Annotated in this window: 12 protein-coding genes; 10 read left to right on the forward strand and 2 right to left on the reverse strand. The window is 37.1% G+C overall.

What is annotated here, in order from left to right:
* Positions 1-96 precede the first annotated feature (96 nt).
* Both LMB57_RS08315 and LMB57_RS08320 read left to right on the forward strand, forming a co-directional pair.
* Positions 97-1,215 carry an exonuclease SbcCD subunit D gene (locus tag LMB57_RS08315; protein WP_229271075.1) on the forward strand — a complete coding sequence of 373 codons (1,119 nt, stop codon included), beginning with the start codon at positions 97-99 and terminating at the stop codon, positions 1,213-1,215.
* A gap of 1 nt (position 1,216) precedes the next feature.
* On the forward strand, positions 1,217-4,318 hold the full coding sequence (locus LMB57_RS08320) for an AAA family ATPase (RefSeq protein ID WP_229271076.1): 3,102 nt from the start codon (positions 1,217-1,219) through the stop codon (positions 4,316-4,318).
* Between the two features lie 634 nt (positions 4,319-4,952).
* Here the strand turns inward: LMB57_RS08320 and LMB57_RS08325 are convergent.
* Positions 4,953-5,627 carry a sunset domain-containing protein gene (locus tag LMB57_RS08325; RefSeq protein ID WP_229271087.1) on the reverse strand — a complete coding sequence of 225 codons (675 nt, stop codon included), beginning with the start codon at positions 5,625-5,627 and terminating at the stop codon, positions 4,953-4,955.
* Positions 5,628-5,828: 201 nt separating this feature from the next.
* On the opposite strand from LMB57_RS08325, the gene LMB57_RS08330 reads away from it, so the two are divergent.
* From LMB57_RS08330 to LMB57_RS08340, 3 genes are all read left to right on the forward strand, one after another.
* Positions 5,829-8,090 carry a bifunctional metallophosphatase/5'-nucleotidase gene (locus LMB57_RS08330; RefSeq protein ID WP_229271077.1) on the forward strand — a complete coding sequence of 754 codons (2,262 nt, stop codon included), beginning with the start codon at positions 5,829-5,831 and terminating at the stop codon, positions 8,088-8,090.
* A gap of 109 nt (positions 8,091-8,199) precedes the next feature.
* Entirely contained in the window at positions 8,200-8,622 is a 423-nt protein-coding gene (locus LMB57_RS08335) for a helix-turn-helix domain-containing protein (RefSeq protein ID WP_229271078.1), read from the forward strand.
* Complete coding sequence (locus LMB57_RS08340; RefSeq protein WP_229271079.1) at positions 8,615-9,175, forward strand: Fic/DOC family protein; 561 nt, start codon at positions 8,615-8,617, stop codon at positions 9,173-9,175. The genes LMB57_RS08335 and LMB57_RS08340 overlap by 8 nt, the downstream gene beginning before the upstream one ends.
* Here the strand turns inward: LMB57_RS08340 and LMB57_RS08345 are convergent.
* Positions 9,172-9,876, reverse strand: coding sequence for a glucosamine-6-phosphate deaminase (locus tag LMB57_RS08345; protein WP_229271080.1), 705 nt, complete (start codon positions 9,874-9,876; stop codon positions 9,172-9,174). The two genes, LMB57_RS08340 and LMB57_RS08345, sit on opposite strands and share 4 nt — an antisense overlap.
* A gap of 163 nt (positions 9,877-10,039) precedes the next feature.
* Between LMB57_RS08345 and LMB57_RS08350 the strand changes: the two genes are divergently transcribed.
* The 5 genes from LMB57_RS08350 to LMB57_RS08370 all read left to right on the forward strand — a co-directional run bounded on the left by LMB57_RS08350 (position 10,040) and on the right by LMB57_RS08370 (position 17,289).
* Positions 10,040-10,348 carry a histidine phosphatase family protein gene (locus tag LMB57_RS08350; RefSeq protein ID WP_229271081.1) on the forward strand — a complete coding sequence of 103 codons (309 nt, stop codon included), beginning with the start codon at positions 10,040-10,042 and terminating at the stop codon, positions 10,346-10,348.
* Positions 10,345-10,872: a histidine phosphatase family protein gene (locus tag LMB57_RS08355; protein WP_229278196.1), complete on the forward strand. Its 528-nt coding sequence runs from the start codon at positions 10,345-10,347 to the stop codon at positions 10,870-10,872. The genes LMB57_RS08350 and LMB57_RS08355 overlap by 4 nt, the downstream gene beginning before the upstream one ends.
* Before the next feature lie 117 nt (positions 10,873-10,989).
* On the forward strand, positions 10,990-14,601 hold the full coding sequence (locus tag LMB57_RS08360) for a hypothetical protein (protein WP_229271083.1): 3,612 nt from the start codon (positions 10,990-10,992) through the stop codon (positions 14,599-14,601).
* Positions 14,602-14,613: 12 nt separating this feature from the next.
* The gene (locus tag LMB57_RS08365) at positions 14,614-16,770 is read left to right on the forward strand and encodes a hypothetical protein (RefSeq protein WP_229271084.1); all 2,157 of its coding nucleotides are present in this window, start codon (positions 14,614-14,616) and stop codon (positions 16,768-16,770) included.
* Positions 16,771-16,797: 27 nt separating this feature from the next.
* On the forward strand, positions 16,798-17,289 hold the full coding sequence (locus LMB57_RS08370; RefSeq protein WP_229271085.1) for a lipocalin/fatty acid-binding family protein: 492 nt from the start codon (positions 16,798-16,800) through the stop codon (positions 17,287-17,289).
* Positions 17,290-17,666: the final 377 nt, after the last annotated feature.

Here is a 17,666-nt window from a genome sequence, read left to right on the forward strand (position 1 = left end):
TCCCAGCCTCACTTCTGTAAAATTTAAAATTTTAAGTGGATTTAACGATTTTTTGCGTATATATAATATTAGAGACACTATTTTCAGGAGGAATTTATGCGTTTTTTACATACGGCTGATTGGCATATTGGCAAGACCTTAAACGATTTTAGCTTGCTTGATGATCAGCTAGCAACCTTTAAGCAGATTGAAGCAATTGCCAAAGACCAGCAAGTTGATGCGATAGTGATTGCAGGGGATTTATATGATCGGTCCGTGCCCAATGAAACAGCGGTTAAGCTCTTAAACCAGATGCTACAAGACTTAAACTTGACTGATCATTTTCCTTTACTGGCAATCAGTGGGAACCATGACTCAGCGGTCCGTTTAAGTACGGGGACCGATTGGTTTGCTTACCAGTCATTTTTCTTAAATACTAACATTAATGATGCTTTTACCCCGGTCACAATCAAGGATACCCAATTTTTCTTATTGCCATTCTTTGGGATTCAAGAAGTTCGCAACTATTTTAATGATGCCAAGATTAAAAATGTCAATGATGCGATGGCGCGGATTACAACTGAGATGGAAAAGCATTTTGCTCCTGATAAAAGGCATGTCCTCGTCGCCCATTTCTTTGCGGCTGGAAGTAAGCGAACGGCGGATTCTGAAACTTTGATTGAGGTTGGGGGATTGAGTGCAGTTACAACAGATGTTTTAGCTCCCTTTGATTATGTTGCTCTTGGCCACCTTCATAACCGCAATGCTTTAAATGACAAAAAGGTTAAGTATAGTGGCTCACCAATGAAGTTTTCGGTATCGGAAGCCAAGCAAGAAAAAGGCGTTTGGATTGTTGATACAGCACCTTTTAAGGCCGAATGGGTTCCGCTATCGCCAGTTCATGATATTCACCTTTTGAAAGGGAGTTTTGCTGAATTGGCTACAAAACCTGAAGAAGCATTACGGGAAGATTTTTATGACATTGAATTGACCGACCAAGAACGAATCCCCGATGTGCTAAACAAGTTACGCGAATATTATCCGAAGATTGTCAGCCTTCACCGGACACATCAGGCTAAGCAGGTTCAACTCAACCTTAGTAAAAAGCGTGCTCAGGAATCGCCCCTTGATTTGCTTGTGGATTTTTATTCCCAAACGATGGGAAATGATTTAACTGACCGCCAAAAGAAGTGGGCAGAAAAGGCCTTAACTCAAATTATGAAAGGGGAGGAATAGGATGCGTCCATTAACGATTGAACTACATTACTTTGGGCCGTATGAGCATCAAGTGATTGACTTTACGCAGTTCACAGATCGTTCCCTATTTCTGGTAGCAGGGAATACTGGTGCGGGGAAAACCACGATTTTTGATGCAATGTGTTATGCACTTTTTGGTCAAACAACCAATGATCGTGATCGGTCCGCTGCTGCTTTACGTTCTGATTTTGCACCAGCTGATCAAGAAACAATGGTGAAGTTTACCTTTGAACACCAAGACCTTAAATATCAAATTATGCGTCGTCCTAAACAGGTTTTGAAAGGACGTCGTGGCAATTTAGTTGAACATAATCAAGCCGTTGATCTTATTTACCCGCTTGAAAGTGATCATCCCCACGAAATCATTAAGATCAAGGAAGCAGACACATTCATTACTGACTTACTCAACTTGACCCGGGATCAATTTAAGCAGATTGTCCTTCTCCCTCAAGGAAAGTTTCGGCAGTTTCTTGATTCAGATAGCAATACTAAGGAAGCTCTTCTACGGGACCTCTTTAATACGTCACGTTATGAGCAGTGGGCAACGCAACTAAAAAATGATTTGCGTGAACAGAAGAAGTCATTGATGACTCAAGAAACAAAGCTTCAATCATTAAAGGAAACAGTAACCGCGATTGATGCACAATTAACAACTAAAGAATGGTTAGCAGAAACAAAAAATTACTTAGCCCGACTAAAGGCTAATCTTGAACGTTTGGGTGATGATGAGCAGCAACAACAAAAGAAAGTTGATCAGCTTGATGCCCAACTTCATACTGAGCAAGAGTTGAAGAAGAATATTGAGGCGTTGGCTGAACTTGTCAAGGCTGGAGAAAGACTTCAAGCTCAAGCGGAAAAGATCCAAGAAACAAAGCAGCAAGTAAAAGTCCTTGACTGGTACCAAGAACACCAGACAGAATATCAACGGTGGAAAGATGGCGAAAAGCGTCTCCAAAAATTAACAGCGGACAATAAAATTCTCCATGAAGACCTGCTCAGCTTTCAAAAGCAACAACAAACAATTGAAATCGACCTCCAACAAACGAGCAAGCAGCAAGAAGAGATTGATCAGCTTCAAACAGAAGTCGCTGACTTGACGAATAAACTACCATTATTCGATGATCGAGATAACCTAAGATCAACTATCGATGAACTACAAACAAACTTAAAACAGCGGGAAAAACAGCAAGCTGCTTCCCAGAAGAAGTTGCAAGACGCTCAACAGCAATTGACGGTTGTTACTAATAATTTAAAAGAGCATGAAAACTTAGGTGAGGTTCAAGTTCATATAGCAAAACAAGAAGTCCTTCAGGAAAAATTAACGACTGCTGGGAAAGATTTAAAGCAATTAGAAACAAAACTTTCATCTGAAAAGGAAAATTGCGCGAAATTAGAGCAAAAGCAGGGGGATGCTGAAAATCTTGTTCAAAAATCGCAAGGTGAGTTGGATGACTTAAATGATCGCTTTGCCCGTCACCAAATTGCTATTCTTGCTCAAAAATTAAAGCCTGCCACCCCTTGCCCAATTTGTGGATCGCTTGACCATCCCCATCCAGCAAGCTTATCAGATGATGGTGAATTAGTAACGGAAGCACAAGTTAAAGCGGCAACCGTTAAAGTTCAACAAAACCGTAGTACGCTTGACCAGTTAGGAGAGCAAGTTCGCCAAAGCGTTGCCAAAATTGCGGACTTAACGACACAGGTAGAAACTCAGCAGACAAATTTAGCTGAACTGTTAGGGGATGATGAATTGCCGCAGGATTGGGAAGGACAAATCGAAAATCAGGCTCAAAAACTAGCACAAATGAAGACTGATCTTGCTAAAATAGAACAACAGGTTAAAGAATGGCGCCAAGAAGAGGAAAAATTGCAACAGGAAACCAAGTCCTCTCAGGAAGAACTAGTTAAAATAGACGAAAGTGTGAACCACTACAAACAGGACTTAATTGCCAAGCAGACTATTCTGAAAGAAAAAACAGCTTCTTTACCAGCAAAATTTCCTACTAAAGAAGCTGCTGACAAGCAAATTCGAACTGATCAACTAAAGATCGAAGCCTTTAATAACCAGCTTGAGTCATTGCAACAACAACGACAAGAAAATGCCGAAAAATTAGCAGGGACAAATAGTCGGATTGATCAGACTAAAGAAGAACTTGCCACCCAAACGACGCAACAGGGTAACTTACACCAATATCTTGTGAACCTTTTAGCACAATATGATGTCCAACTTAATTGGAATTTCTGGCAAGAAGCTAGTGAACAAGTATCAACGTTGTCATCATTACGTGAACAAGTGACGACCTTTGAGAGTCAAGTCCAGGATAATCAGTCCCAACAAGAGCGGTTGACTAAAGCCATCAATAACCATTCCATGCCAGATGTTGCGTCAACGCAGACAAAACTTAATGCTGAGCGTGAACAACTTCGGCAATATCAGCAAGAAATTGGTCAGTTAACTGCTCAGTATAAGCAATTAGAAGAAACGGATCAAAAGATTATTAAGGTAGTCGAAAAAGCCGGCAAACTTGACCAAGAAATTAATGAATTACAAACATTAACAGACGTTGTGACCGGAAATACCGAAAACCACGTTAGCTTAGAACGGTATGTATTACAGGCATACTTTCAAGATGTCTTAGTAGCAGCCAATGTTCAGTTAGATCGATTAACTAATGGTCGCTACCAGTTTGAATTAGCAACTGAAAGTCATGGGACTGGTGCCAAGTGGAGTGGACTTGAGGTTAATGTATATGATGATAATGCTGGGAGAACGCGAAGTGCCCGAACACTTTCTGGTGGTGAAAGTTTTATGGCCTCCCTTGCCCTTGCTTTAGCTCTTTGTCAGATTGTCCAAGAGCAAAGCGGGGGGATTAAGATTGATGCGCTCTTTATCGATGAAGGATTCGGTTCCCTTGATCAGCAAGCTCTTGCAGATGCTCTTCATTCCCTTCAAGAACTCGAAGGCCACCGGATGATTGGGATTATCAGTCATATCACTGAACTGGAAGAGCAAATTCCAGATCAGTTAATTGTTCGATCAAGAAATGGCCGTAGTTATGTCGCATACCAGCATGAAATATAAGCTTAGAACAGAATTTAAATTTGTGATGATGAAATTAGATAAAAAACTTTAAAAATAAAAAGTGCAAAAATTAGTTTTTTTCGTATATATATTTATAGGGGAGGTGATTTGCGAGATGAAGACTTGTTCGTTCATAGACTCCTTTCCCCATTATTTGCTGTCTTCGTCTGCAATCATTTCTCTAATGGGAGCTGTGACATGAGCCAAGTTGCTTTCATAGACGAGATGACAGCGCAGTACAACAATAGTCTAGCATCGCTTGGCAAAGCTGTTGGTGACTATTGATATTTGCGTGGCCTCCAAAGGCTAGGTTCGCGTCAAAAAACGAAGTAACAGGTGCTTTCTGTCTTGCTCTCTTTCTTCTCCCACAAATCTTAATGTAAAGATCTCTTATCTGCTCTTTTACGGACCACCAGATAGGAGATCTTTATTTTTTAAATAAAAAGTGCAAATGTTATCTTTTTACGTATATATTTAAGTGAAGGCCTAAAAATGCATTTAATGCTCTTTAACTCCATATTATCTTCCACAGTCTAATAGGCCTTCACTTCAAAAGCTAGGAAATTCTTCTTAGCTTTTTCTTATAAACAAAAAGTCATTATTGTGGGGAGGGCAATAATGACTTTGAAATTATTTATCTTAATGATTTGCGGTATCCAGCGGCTTGCGCTTCTGCTTCTGAGTTGAAATAGACCGCATTTGCTGAATTCATATGATAGTCTTGCTGATCAGGCGTATGGTAGATTTTTGAACGAGCATTACCAACGATTACACCGGCTTGGTCAGTTTTCATATCACCGTTATTCGATGGTGCAGTTGAACTACTGCTCGTATTAACTGATGAACTTTCCTCGCTACTGCTGCTCGATGATATTTCTGAAGCTGATTCGCTTTCAATAACTGGTTTTACATAAGTAGTATTAGTAACAGTAAAACTTGTTTTGGCACTTTTATCATCATCATTAGTGGCGGTAATATCAAAACGACACTTTTTGGTACTGGTAGCAAGCTTTAGACTCTTACTAAAATTACCATTATCATCGGCTTCGACAGTATAGCGACCGTTGTTTCCACCATGCTTTACAATTTTAATCGTTGCATTGGTTTCAGTCTTTCCTGAAAAAGTGACAGATCCGTCTGCTTCAGTATCAATCTTAATCCCTTTGCTTGTAGCTTGCGCATTCTTACCGTCTGGGATATTAATGGTGAGCGGTAAATTACTGGCAAGTACTGAGTGTTGGTTAATTGGAATAATAAATAAACATATTCCAGCAAAAAAGCTAGTAAATATTGTTGCTAGTTTTCTCACAGTCCCCTTCCCCATATTCATTAATAGTTGTTTTCCCCTGTAAGATCATATCATATAAAAGGTGATTTAAAAAGTTAATCTAATCTACTTGTATGCCCTTACAAAGTGATTGAAATTGATATAAAAATTAACTTTTGGTCATGATAAAATTAAAACAACTTTTAAGCTATTGTCCATTGTATATTTATAGAGGAGTTTTTTATGAAGAATAATAGTTCAAAATATTGTTTATTGTTAGGGACAGCGCTGTTAGGATTATATTTCCAAGCTAATAGTGTTCATGCGGATACAACTGATATAACAGTTAATGGGGAGACTACTCATAGCAATGTTACGCCAATGGTTCAGACTAATAAGGATGAGGCAAGTACACCACAAACAACTACTGATTGGTCTGACCCGTCCAAATATCAAAATGACATTCCAGTTCAGATTTTAGGGATCAATGACTTGCATGGTGGGTTAGAAACGACTGGATCAGCTACGATTGGAGATAAGACTTATTCGAATGCCGGAACAGCTGCACGCTTAGCTGGTAACCTTGATGCGGCAGAAGAAAGTTTTAAGAATGCTAATCCAACGGGAACTTCAATTCGGGTAGAAGCCGGAGATATGGTCGGGGCCTCTCCAGCAAATTCTGCCCTTCTTCAGGACGAATCAACCATGCATGCTTTAGACGCAATGCATTTTGAAATAGGAACTTTAGGAAACCATGAGTTCGATGAAGGTTTAGCTGAGTATATGCGGATTGTTAATGGTGGTGAACCTACTAAACAATATAATGAAGCTGAGATGGCCTATCCTCATGTGAAAACAGGGATTAATATTATTACCGCCAATGTTGTGAATAAATCTGATGGTCAGATCCCATTTGGCATGCAACCCTACTTGATTAAAGAAATTCATACTAGTGATGGTAAAGTTGCCCGGATCGGATTTGTTGGGATTGAAACTACTTCCCTACCAATTTTAACCTTATACGATAATTACAAAGATTATAATGTTTTAGATGAGGCTGAAACAATTGCAAAATATGATCGAATTTTACGCAAAAAGGGTGTTAATGCAATTGTAGTTCTTGCCCATACGGGGGTTTCAACGGAGAAAGATGGTAACACTAAAGGCAACGCTGTCGATATCATTAAGAAGCTTTACCAAATTGACCCTGATAATTCTGTCGACCTTTATATTGCTGGTCACTCCCACCAATATGCTAATGCTACTGTTGGTAGTGTAAAATTAGTGCAAGCCATTTACACGGGTAAGGCTTACGATGATATTATCGGTTATATCGATCCAACAACTAATGATTTTGCGCCCAATAGTCTTGTTTCGCATGTCTTTCCGGTACTATCTGAAAAGGATGCACCTAATATCAAAACAGATGCAAATGTTACAGCAATTGTTGAAGATGCTAACAATCGAGTAGCACCAATTATTAATAAAAAAATAGGGGAAGCTGCTACAACAGGCGATATTCTTGGACGACTCCATAATACCTCGACTCGTGAAAATGCCGTTGGTGAATTAGTTGTCGATGGTCAATTATATGTTGCTCATAAGGTGGGCTTACCAGCTGATTTTGCGATGACTAATACAGGGGGCGTTCGTGCAGATCTGCATGTTAATCCTGATCGTTCCATTACATGGGGGAGTGCCCAAGCAGTTCAACCATTTGGTAATATTTTGCGGGTAGTTGAAATGACAGGGGCACAAATCGTTGAAGCCTTGAATCAACAATACGACGAAGATCAAGCTTACTACTTACAAATTTCCGGGCTTCATTATACTTATACTGATCAAAACGATCCTAACCAACCATATAAGGTCGTTCAAGTTTATGACCAACATAATCAACCGCTTGATATGAATAAGACTTATAATGTTGTTATTAATGACTTTTTAGCAGGTGGCGGAGATGGCTTTTCTGCATTTAAGGATACCAAAGTTGTCGGGATTGTTGGTCAAGATACAGACGCGTTTATTGATTATATTACTGATATGACTAATGATGGTAAACCAATTACCGCACCAACAATGAACCGTAAGATTTACTTGACTGCTGAACAATTAGCGAAGGTTGACTCAGATTCACAGTCACAAACAGGTACTAATCAGCACACTCAAAACGATGCTAATTCTCAGACTGAAGGAAATCAGCTTCAAGAAGTTCCAAGCCAACCGGTATTTCCAACAGTAACCTTGCCAACAACAGCTGGTCAACCAGCCGAAACTGTTACATTACATGGTCAATCTAAGCAACAAACCGTAGTTGCTGCTAATAATCAATTAATTAATTTGGCGCCTACATCAATCAATGGCCAAAAACAAAAAGCAACTGACCAGCAAACAGCTTTACCACAAACTGGTAACGATGAAGATCTTGCATTACTTCTTCTCGGAAGCTCATTAATGGCAGCGACCGGATTGACAATTATTGATCGCAAGCGTAAACATGCTTAATTACTTAAAATAGACTGTTACTTTCATTATTTGGGAGTTAGCAGTCTATTTTTCATTATTTTGTTTTCTCGCTATAATGGAAACGATAAAGTAAAAATGGAGTAAGAACATGGCAGAAAACATCATCAATATTTTAAAAACCAATAATATGACAGTCGCATTTGTCGCTCAAGAAAATGGCCTTGACGTTGCGCAGGTTAACGAAACACTTAAACGCCCTGTTGCAACCTGGTCAATTCAGATTCTTAATGCACTTGCAGATGCTTTGGGAGAGCGTCCAGGAGAATTATTAGATCGGCTTCAAGACTTTGATTTTCACCTGCATACTGACGATGATCAATTAACGATTCAGCACGTGCAGTTTCAAACACCTTCTTCTTATCAACAAGTGCGGTTTGCAGTTGAAAGTAATGTTTTAGAGGGATGGGAACCTACAGCAACAGATGTAAGGCAATTGAAAGAGAGCGCCGAAAATCCAGATGATGAAATTTTAATGGAAATTGAGCAGCTATTTGGTGATGAAGATGACTGATGAAGAACTTCAAGCAAAATTTTTATATGATAATGGAACACTCCGCAATAAATTTGCAATTAAAAATGCGGATGAATTAAGTTTAATTGAGTATCGCGGCGTAGCAGAAAGGGAAGTGGCCCTCCTTCAACAACAACCGAAAATTAAGAGCTTTGAAGATTTGCAGACAATTAATAAATTCCTTTTTGGTTGGCTTTATGACTGGGCGGGTGAGTTACGTAACTACTATATTTCTAAAGCCGGGTTTGATTTTTTGGAATATGGTCGCTTTGATAATGCAATTAAATATATTAATGATGAAATTGTGCGATTGAATAAGAAAAAGCAGCCCACCATTGAGGATTACGCTGCTCTTTTAAATGATTTGAACTATATTCATCCGTTTCGCGAAGGGAATGGGCGATCAACTAAATTATTCATCCAGTTAATTGCCCTTCATCATGGCCAGGTAATTGATTATCCAGCAGACAACGCGGAAATGATTGCCGGGTTAAACCAATCAGATGTTGATGTTATTGCCAAGACCATGGCATTACAAAAAAGTGCTGGTTAATCGAGTTTGCTTGCTGCTTGTTTGTCAAGAAGCACTGTTACGTTTGGATGCTGTTGTAGAGCTGAGGCCGGGACAGCGGTCGTGATTTTACCGTTGACCAGTTTGCTGATTGCGTCTGCTTTTTGCTCACCAAATGCAAGTAAGATGATATGTTTTGCTTTTATAATTGAACCGATTCCCATTGTGTAGGCTTCCGTTGGTACGTCCTTGCTTGAAGTAAAGAAACGTGCATTGGCATTAATAGTAGCAGGGGTTAACTTTGCTTTATGGGTTTGGCTATTAAAGGGGGTTCCAGGCTCATTAAAACCGATATGACCGTTATTGCCGATTCCTAAAATTTGCGTATCAATAGGATAAATAGCCAAAATCTGATTATAGTGATTAATTACTTCGTCGGCATTTAGGTTACTGCCATCTGGAATAAAACTTTTGGCAAATGGCTTTTGCGCGAAAAGATGATGCTCCATAAAGTAATGATAACTTTGCGGATCAGTTGGTTTAAGACCGACATACTCATCAAGGTTAATAGAAATAAGGTTGGAATAATCAGTTGAACTACTAGTCATCTTTTGATAAAGACCTAGTGGAGAACTCCCTGTTGCGAGGCCAAGTACCTGGGCACCATTAATAATATCTGTTTGGAGAAGTTCAAAGGCGTTTTGGCTTGCTACTTCTTTATTTTTCGTTACAAGAATTTTCATCCTTATCACCTCACGACTATTGTAATTCTTTTAAGGAAAAAGAAAAGAGCAATTGCTAATGCTTATTCTTGAGATTTGATAAAAATGTTATTGAATGCGCTTACAAAAACATGTAAAATAAGGATGTTGCTGAAATAATCTGATAAGAATTGGGGAAAGTTTAATGAAATTCAAAAAATTAACAGTAATGTGTGCTGTTTTATCAGGTTTACTATTAGGGAGCTCTGCGATGACGACGGTTCCAACTACTACCTATGCAGCCTCTAATGATAAGCAGGTAACAATCTATCTTACACGTCACGGGGAAACTACTGGTAATGTAATGCAACGGGTGCAAGGATCGAGTGATTTTCCATTAACCAAAAATGGAATTACTGTTGCTAATGATTTGGGCTATGGATTAAAGGGGATTAAATTTAAGCATGCCTACACGGGTAACTTAACCCGGAAGTTACTGCACAACAAGCATTGAAGTATTCTGCCAATCCAAATACAAAGATTACGACCACACCGATGTTACGTGAAGGCGGATATGGTAGCTTTGAAGGAGACAGCATTGAAGCTGATAACCAGAAGATTGCTAATGTTTATGGTTATCAAGATGGCAAGCAGTTCCAACAAGCAACTGGTAAAGATTACTGGAATAAGCTTCAAGATGCCTACCACAAACTTGATATGGACAATTCGCAAAATACCAAATTGGCTAAGAGTGATCGGGCAGAAAGTTCAGCTCAGGTTCAAAAACGGATGAATTCCGAATTGCTTCACATTGCAAAAACGACTCAAAAACAGGGAGGCGGCAATGTTTTAGTTGTTAGCTCAGGAATGTCCATTAATGAATACCTTTCAACTATTTCTAAAAAATATGACGGAAAGCCAATGCAGAATGCGGCGGTAACCAAACTTGTTTATAAGAATGGTAAACTTCATGTTGATGGTCCAATTGGTACGCTTCACTATGTAAATAAAGGAAAGAAAATAGCAGCAAATAAGTAAAATGAATTATCTTTCAGCAACACATATGTTTTTTGCAATTATCGAATTATTATTTGGGGACTCTTTGATTAGGAATCAAGGAGCCCCTTTTTGCTTTTTGGAAGGGAGATAGTGTCAATGGGGAAGTTAACTGTCAATATGTTTAGAGAAATTGCTGAAAAGCCGCTTCCGGGTTTAGCATTATTTGAAAATCGAACTGGCTCTGGAAAAACAACGGGTGCCCTGCAGTGGGTAACGGACATGCTAATGAAAAGTAAGAGCTCCGATGTCATTATCTACATAACTCCCAACAGACAGAATCGGGACGAAGCATGGCGGGGATTGGTTAGACAATTAGAAAACCATGGCAAAGATAAGCATTTTGTTGACCGAAATGTCATCTTACTTAAATCTGAAGTTGATGAGGTTAGTGATTATTTAAATAAAGCAATCTTTAAGGGGCTTGAACCAACCGACACCGATAGTATTTCTTCTAGAATTACGAATTTTTTATCACCATTTAAACACCGTTATCCATTATTTGCGGAAACATTGAAGAGGGCAATAAATAGGTATCAATTTTATTTTTTTCAAAAAGGTCTCCACTTTTCTCAAAATAAACATGTAGATGATGAAGATTTCAGTAAAACAGTTCCGCTTTTGAAAAAGAATTTAGTCAGAGATATTAGGAAGATGTCCCTTTCTAAGAAGATTAGTAATAATGATATCTTACAGGAAATAACTGCAAACATTCCATGGGTATTCAAGATGTTTCCTGAACTCAAATTAAAAGAGAAACGGGTTGTCTTTATGACGAGTAGAAAATTTCTCACCCTTATTAAAACTCCTAAAGCCAGTACAATGCATATCTGGGCAACCTTTTCTCAGAAAAAGGTTCACTTAATTATGGACGAGGTCGATGAGATCAAAGAAGATTGGAATAATTTCATCATCGACCAGATTACTGATAAAAGTGATCTAGCATTTAGAGACCGGCTTGATTTGTTTCATATTTACCGGAGAATAATCATAAAAGTAAACGACTGTATGACAACCTTACCGCAACAGATTATTGATGCACCGGGGATAAATGGCAATAACGATAATAAAGAGATTCTAAAAGTTATGCAGCGAAAAATATGTGATACTTATAAAAAGTTAAACTTATTGTATCGGGTCAAGCTTGATGATTCGTTAAAGGATGAGAACCAGCGCTTTATCTTTAATATTGGGATGCAAAACCAACTGTTAGGCAAAACAGAAGCTGAAAGGTATTTAGTCATTCAATCAGATCCTAAACAACAGTTAAATTTGATTAAATCTGATAAAGAATTATATCAACGTAGTGAACTGCGGCTTTCTCATGTTTTAAAGTATTTGCAAAAACTAGTTCGATTTTTCGTCCAAAACGCGCAGAAAATAGGTCAAAACGTAACCAGAGCTGAAAGAAAAGATTGGACGGCAAACGAGGCAACTGCCTATGTCATCCGCAGTATTTTAGATGAAAGTAATGAAGAAGATAAAACAACATATATATTGAGCCGTCTTCAAGATGGGATAACAGGGAAATTTGATTTGACGACTGAGAGACTATTTGGTGATAATCAAAGTATTTATGCAAATGGCTACGAATACTTACAGATAATGAGTAATGACGATAAAGCGTTTGGCGATCACGTTTATTGGTATCATTCCAATTTTAGTGCTGAAAGGCTCCTGGCATTTTTAGCAAACAAATGGCACGTATATGGTTTATCAGCAACGGCTAAAAGCCCAACGATGTTAAATAATTTTGACTATCAATGGGTTGAAGCACATGTAAAGAATAATTATCAATTATCTACACAGTTAGAGAAAGAACTAGATAAAGAAAATAAAGATTATTTGGCAGCCGAAAGAAGAGCGGGGATTAATGTCTCAATTACAAATGTTGACTTGCCGATTAAAGGGCAAGACACTGTTTTTGCAAAAGATCTTTTACAAAAGGTACTGATGCTTAACCATATTCCTGCTGAACTTTTTACCGCATATCCAGAAAAAGAAGGGTTAAGGCCCAATGACATAATTTCATTAGCAGGGGATGGTCAAATGAGTTTTACTCTTTTGCGGAACCTAAAAACGTTGCAAGCACTTATTTCGTTTGTGAAATCTTACAATAAGCGCCCTCTCAATCCAGCATATGTATTATTCAAAAACAAGAAAGTTAGCGAAGAGTTATTGTATTGGTATAAGTTATGTTTAAAGGCGATAGGGATGGGGAAGGTTTCCTTAACGGTTGTCGATGCTCAAAATGTTCAGCAAAAGATTCCCCTAATAAAAAAGGATTGGACAAACGGCAAGCTTAACATTATGGTAACTACTTATGCTGCTTTGGGAAGAGGGATTAATCTTCATTACTCAATTGATACGGAAACATTAGCAGAACTAGTCAAAAGTAAAAATGGAGTAATAATCGGCAAACAAATGCAGAACTTATCTAAAGACATTGATGGCGAATATCTTGAAGCTCCTACTCATATTGCGACTTGGATTGGCAGAGACGATGAACAGTTTTCAATAAAGAAAATGCTGCACATAATTGGCGAACAAGATGCCTTATATGGAAACGGTCATATTACGAGGGCAACTTATCGGAAAAATTTGTATGCTTATATAAATGGTGGCCCAGTAAATAATTATCGACAAAATGATTTGCAACCAGTAAAAGTCGCGGGAGGTGTTTATATGGAGCAAGCTTTAGGAAGAATGGCACGGACCAATATCAAGAGTAGCCGTCCCTTGGTCTTAATAGATAATGCCGCAAAAAAGAATCTTGTAAGCAACTATTTGAATAATAAACGAACTACCTTAGAAATGGCTGCAGTATTAGCACATATTACCGTAAGAGAAGCGGAACTTGAAAAAGAAAAAGCAACGCTGCTTCATGAAAAACTCAATATGGCTAATGAAATCCAACATCGTTTTACAGTTTGGTTGCCATCTCAACTGCAACAAGACCGGCAAGGGACAAAAGAGCTTTGGCAAAGAGCGCGTGAATTAATACTGAAGCATCCATTTGGTGATGCTGCACCTGTAAGCATTCAGCGCCTCCATTGGCAGTTCGAAAAAGCGGTTAATAAATATTACTTTGCTATCGAAGGAGACTATAGTCGGTTACTTGCTATTGACGCTGTTCCAATTCAAAACTATAACCAACATCAATTTGATTTTGCCCATTATGGAAAGACTTTAAATAAAATATATGAAGCAAATTCGTGGCTCAAAGAAGAGTTTGACCTATTAGGTTACTATCATGATTTTGAAAAGCCACACCATTATCAATTACTACCAGGAATCTTTAATAATTTTTATCGCCCAGCGTTAAGCGAGGAAGTCTTTAAGGTTATTTGTAAATACTTAGGGATTAAGGTCTATCCAATGGCAGATAATGATTTTGAATTATTTGATTGTTACCTCCAAACAAAAGATAAGGAAAAAGTTTTTGTTGATATCAAAGATTATAATGAGATCACTAATGCCACTGAACAAACAGAAGTATTTAAGAAGGCGCGCCTTAAACTGGCTAATTGCACAGAGAATAATCCAGTATACTTTATTAATTTTCGCCAACTTCAACCTAATAGTAAATATGAACAAAAATTATTCAGCTCACAATCAGACCGCCAATTTTTTACATGCTCTAGTATGTTTTTAGCTGACGGGAAACTTAACAGTCAATTAGCAAAAAATTTATTGGATTATTTTGAATAAAAGGAGACAGAAATGATAACAACTAATCGTCTTGCTAAGTTTGATATTGATACTCGCAAAATTCTGACTAGCTATGATATATATTCGGTTGATCAAAATTTAGAAGAGCAACATTTCATTCCCAAAAGAATTTTTAGTATTAATATCGATGTAGAAAATAGCCTCGGTATTAATGCTTTAACAGGGAAGAAAATTAAAAAGAATGTTTATCGTTTATATTTAATCACTAAAAAGTCAGCGGTAAATGTCCAGGAGATAAGAAGGACAATTGAGAAGTATAGTCAGCATACTTTTAGGGCGTCAAAATTAGACGAGGAAGCAGTCTCTTCTTTAGATAAAGCAGTCATCCTCCGACTATTTTTTAATATGTTACCCTTCTATGGAATTAAGGGGACGGGGATGCTCGGTAATCTTTTTCTCACACCTTCGAAGCCGCGTCTTACACAAAAGATTTACCTTGATTTAACAAAGTTAGTAGTTGGCGATGATTGTAGCTTGTTTTTATCAACTTCCCGGTTTACTAAAGTTAAAAGTTTTAAGGAACATGGAATTAGTTTGTTTAATAATATAGAAAGAAAAAGTCTTAACAATGCCCCATGGTTTGATATTGATTTGAAAAAATGGCAAATAAAGCAGGTAAATAAATATAATAAGAACTTAAATATTGAAAATTGCTTTATTAATGCCCCTTTATACCCTAAAGATAAGCCACACCAAATGCTGTTTTGGTCAGATGGTAAGTTAAATCAAATACAGTCAACAAAGTTTTATCACTTGTATAACTTAATTAGTGCTTTTAATTTAGTTTTTAGTGAGTATTTTTCTAAATTAAAATTTGAAAAAGTAGATACAGCAAAACAACTTTTAGGTCAATTATCACAAACTGAATGGGGTAATCAGTTAGACAGGCATATCGAAGAATTCTTTGCGACGAATCAGTTAAACCTAATCGATAATCGGCTCGCAAGGGATGAACGGATAGAAGATATCAAGGCCGCGTTAGTTTGGCTTCTACCAACAGTTAAAGTCAATATTAGACCGACCGTTGAAGATAAATTTGGATATAATCTAGTTGTAATTAATAATAAGCGGTATTTCCAAACCCATGAAGATGCTAAAGATAATTATGCGAGAGAATATCAGCAGGCAATAGTGCAACATCTGACAATTGATACCTTTAGGAAGGGGGCTTTAAGAAGTACGCTAATTAATTCATTAAAAGAGTTGATAATAAAGAAAGATTTGAAAGAAAGAAGCCTAAGCCTTTATCATTCACCAGCTTTAATGGAGGGATGGGAGTTTTATCAAGTAGCAAAGGGAGCTCATGGTACTAAAGCAGTCTATCTATTTAAAATGATTAATAGTGATGAATTCGAGGTGAGAAAGTTAGATTTACAAGAAAGCGCAAAATTTATTAATCCTGATAATGCAGACCTCCAGTACCTAATTAAAACTCCTGCTAATACTTTCTACAATTTAAACAAGAAAAGCGTCTTTACCTTACCTAATGCTGAGCTTTTTGGCGATATCAACGAGATGATTAGTCATCAAAATTGTCCATCAGTAACAAAAGCGGAACTTAAACGTGCTTTGAATGATTTAAGTAAAAGTTACCCTAATTACAGAACTAAATACCAAAATCTTATTTCTATCATTAATAAAAGAGAGCTGGATTCGTTTAGTATCAATGACTTAAAAGATGAGTTTGATTTTATGAAGAAGAATAAAATCTTAAGTCCAATTGCAATTAATTTGTTATTAGATAAATTATATGAACAATATGGACTAGTTTTGAAAGTGAAACCAAAAATAAAAGCCCATGTTCAAAAGTATCTTTCTGGGTTAACTGATATTAACTATTTCTTTGATAAAGACGATCCGGATATTGTTTACTATAATGTAGGAACCATTAGTAAAAATATGAATATGTCAATTGCAAAAGCATCACATATCTGGCAACTTCAGCCTAATCTTAAATTAAATAAGCGTAGTTTTACTAGGATTGAGACTGAAAGCATTTTGAAGTTTCTTCAAATGATGATGGTGAATTTTGTACGATTTCATCAATTAACAGTAATTCCTTTTCCTTTTAAATATCTTCGGGAATTTATTCAACTTGAAGAAAAGAAAAGGTCAGCTAAAAAAGATGTGACGGATTTACTAAAATAATGAGATAATACGAGGAAGGATGGGGTGATGACAGTGAAACGGACCAAAAATAAACGATATCATATTGGATTAATTACATTTACCATATTACTGGTAATCTTATTAGGGATTTTAGGGGTGAATTATAAACGTTTTGCTAGTAAGCAACTTAATCCAGTTCGTGACAATAAAGTAATAAAAAAAGATTCGCCCAAAATAACTAAGACTATAAAAGTTGTTGGATCGTATCGAGATGATCAAGATGGTGCAGCTATTGTCTTAAATGAAAATGGAACAGGTCGCTATGTTTATGCGGATAAGAATAATCCAGATACGGATGATAACTTAACTTGGCGTAAAGAAGGAGAACACTATCTTATAAATTTGGAAGATCATGACGTGACTAATCCGCTTACTGCAACACTTGATAATAATAGACTAGTTATTACAGGTAGTAATGGCTGGAATACTGAAACGTTCCAAAAGGTTAATGAAGAATTAAACCTTCAACAATTTTTGAGTGATATGCATAAAAAATAAAATAAAGGCTTGCAAAGAATTTGAAGATAGGATACAATTAAATTCCTGTCAGCGATAGGAGATAGATAATCGCTTGGAACTTCTTAGATTCATTAATTAGTTGCAAAGCATCAATAATAATTTGAAAAATGTTGTTGACATCCTATTGATGACATGGTATATTAATAAAGTTGCTGATTGAGTTATCGATCAAGAAGAAATTCAAAAATAATTAAAATTTCTTCTTGACAAGCTAATCTGATACATGTTAAAATGAATGTGTTGATTGGCTGCTTGATTAGCCAACAGGTAGACCTTTGAAAACTGAACAAAGTTTCGACGAATCAAATGTGTAGGGTCTTCAATCACGATGTGATTTGAAGCAAAACATTTGCGAA

The organism is Limosilactobacillus secundus (assembly GCF_020784695.1).
GTDB lineage: Bacteria > Bacillota > Bacilli > Lactobacillales > Lactobacillaceae > Limosilactobacillus > Limosilactobacillus reuteri_F.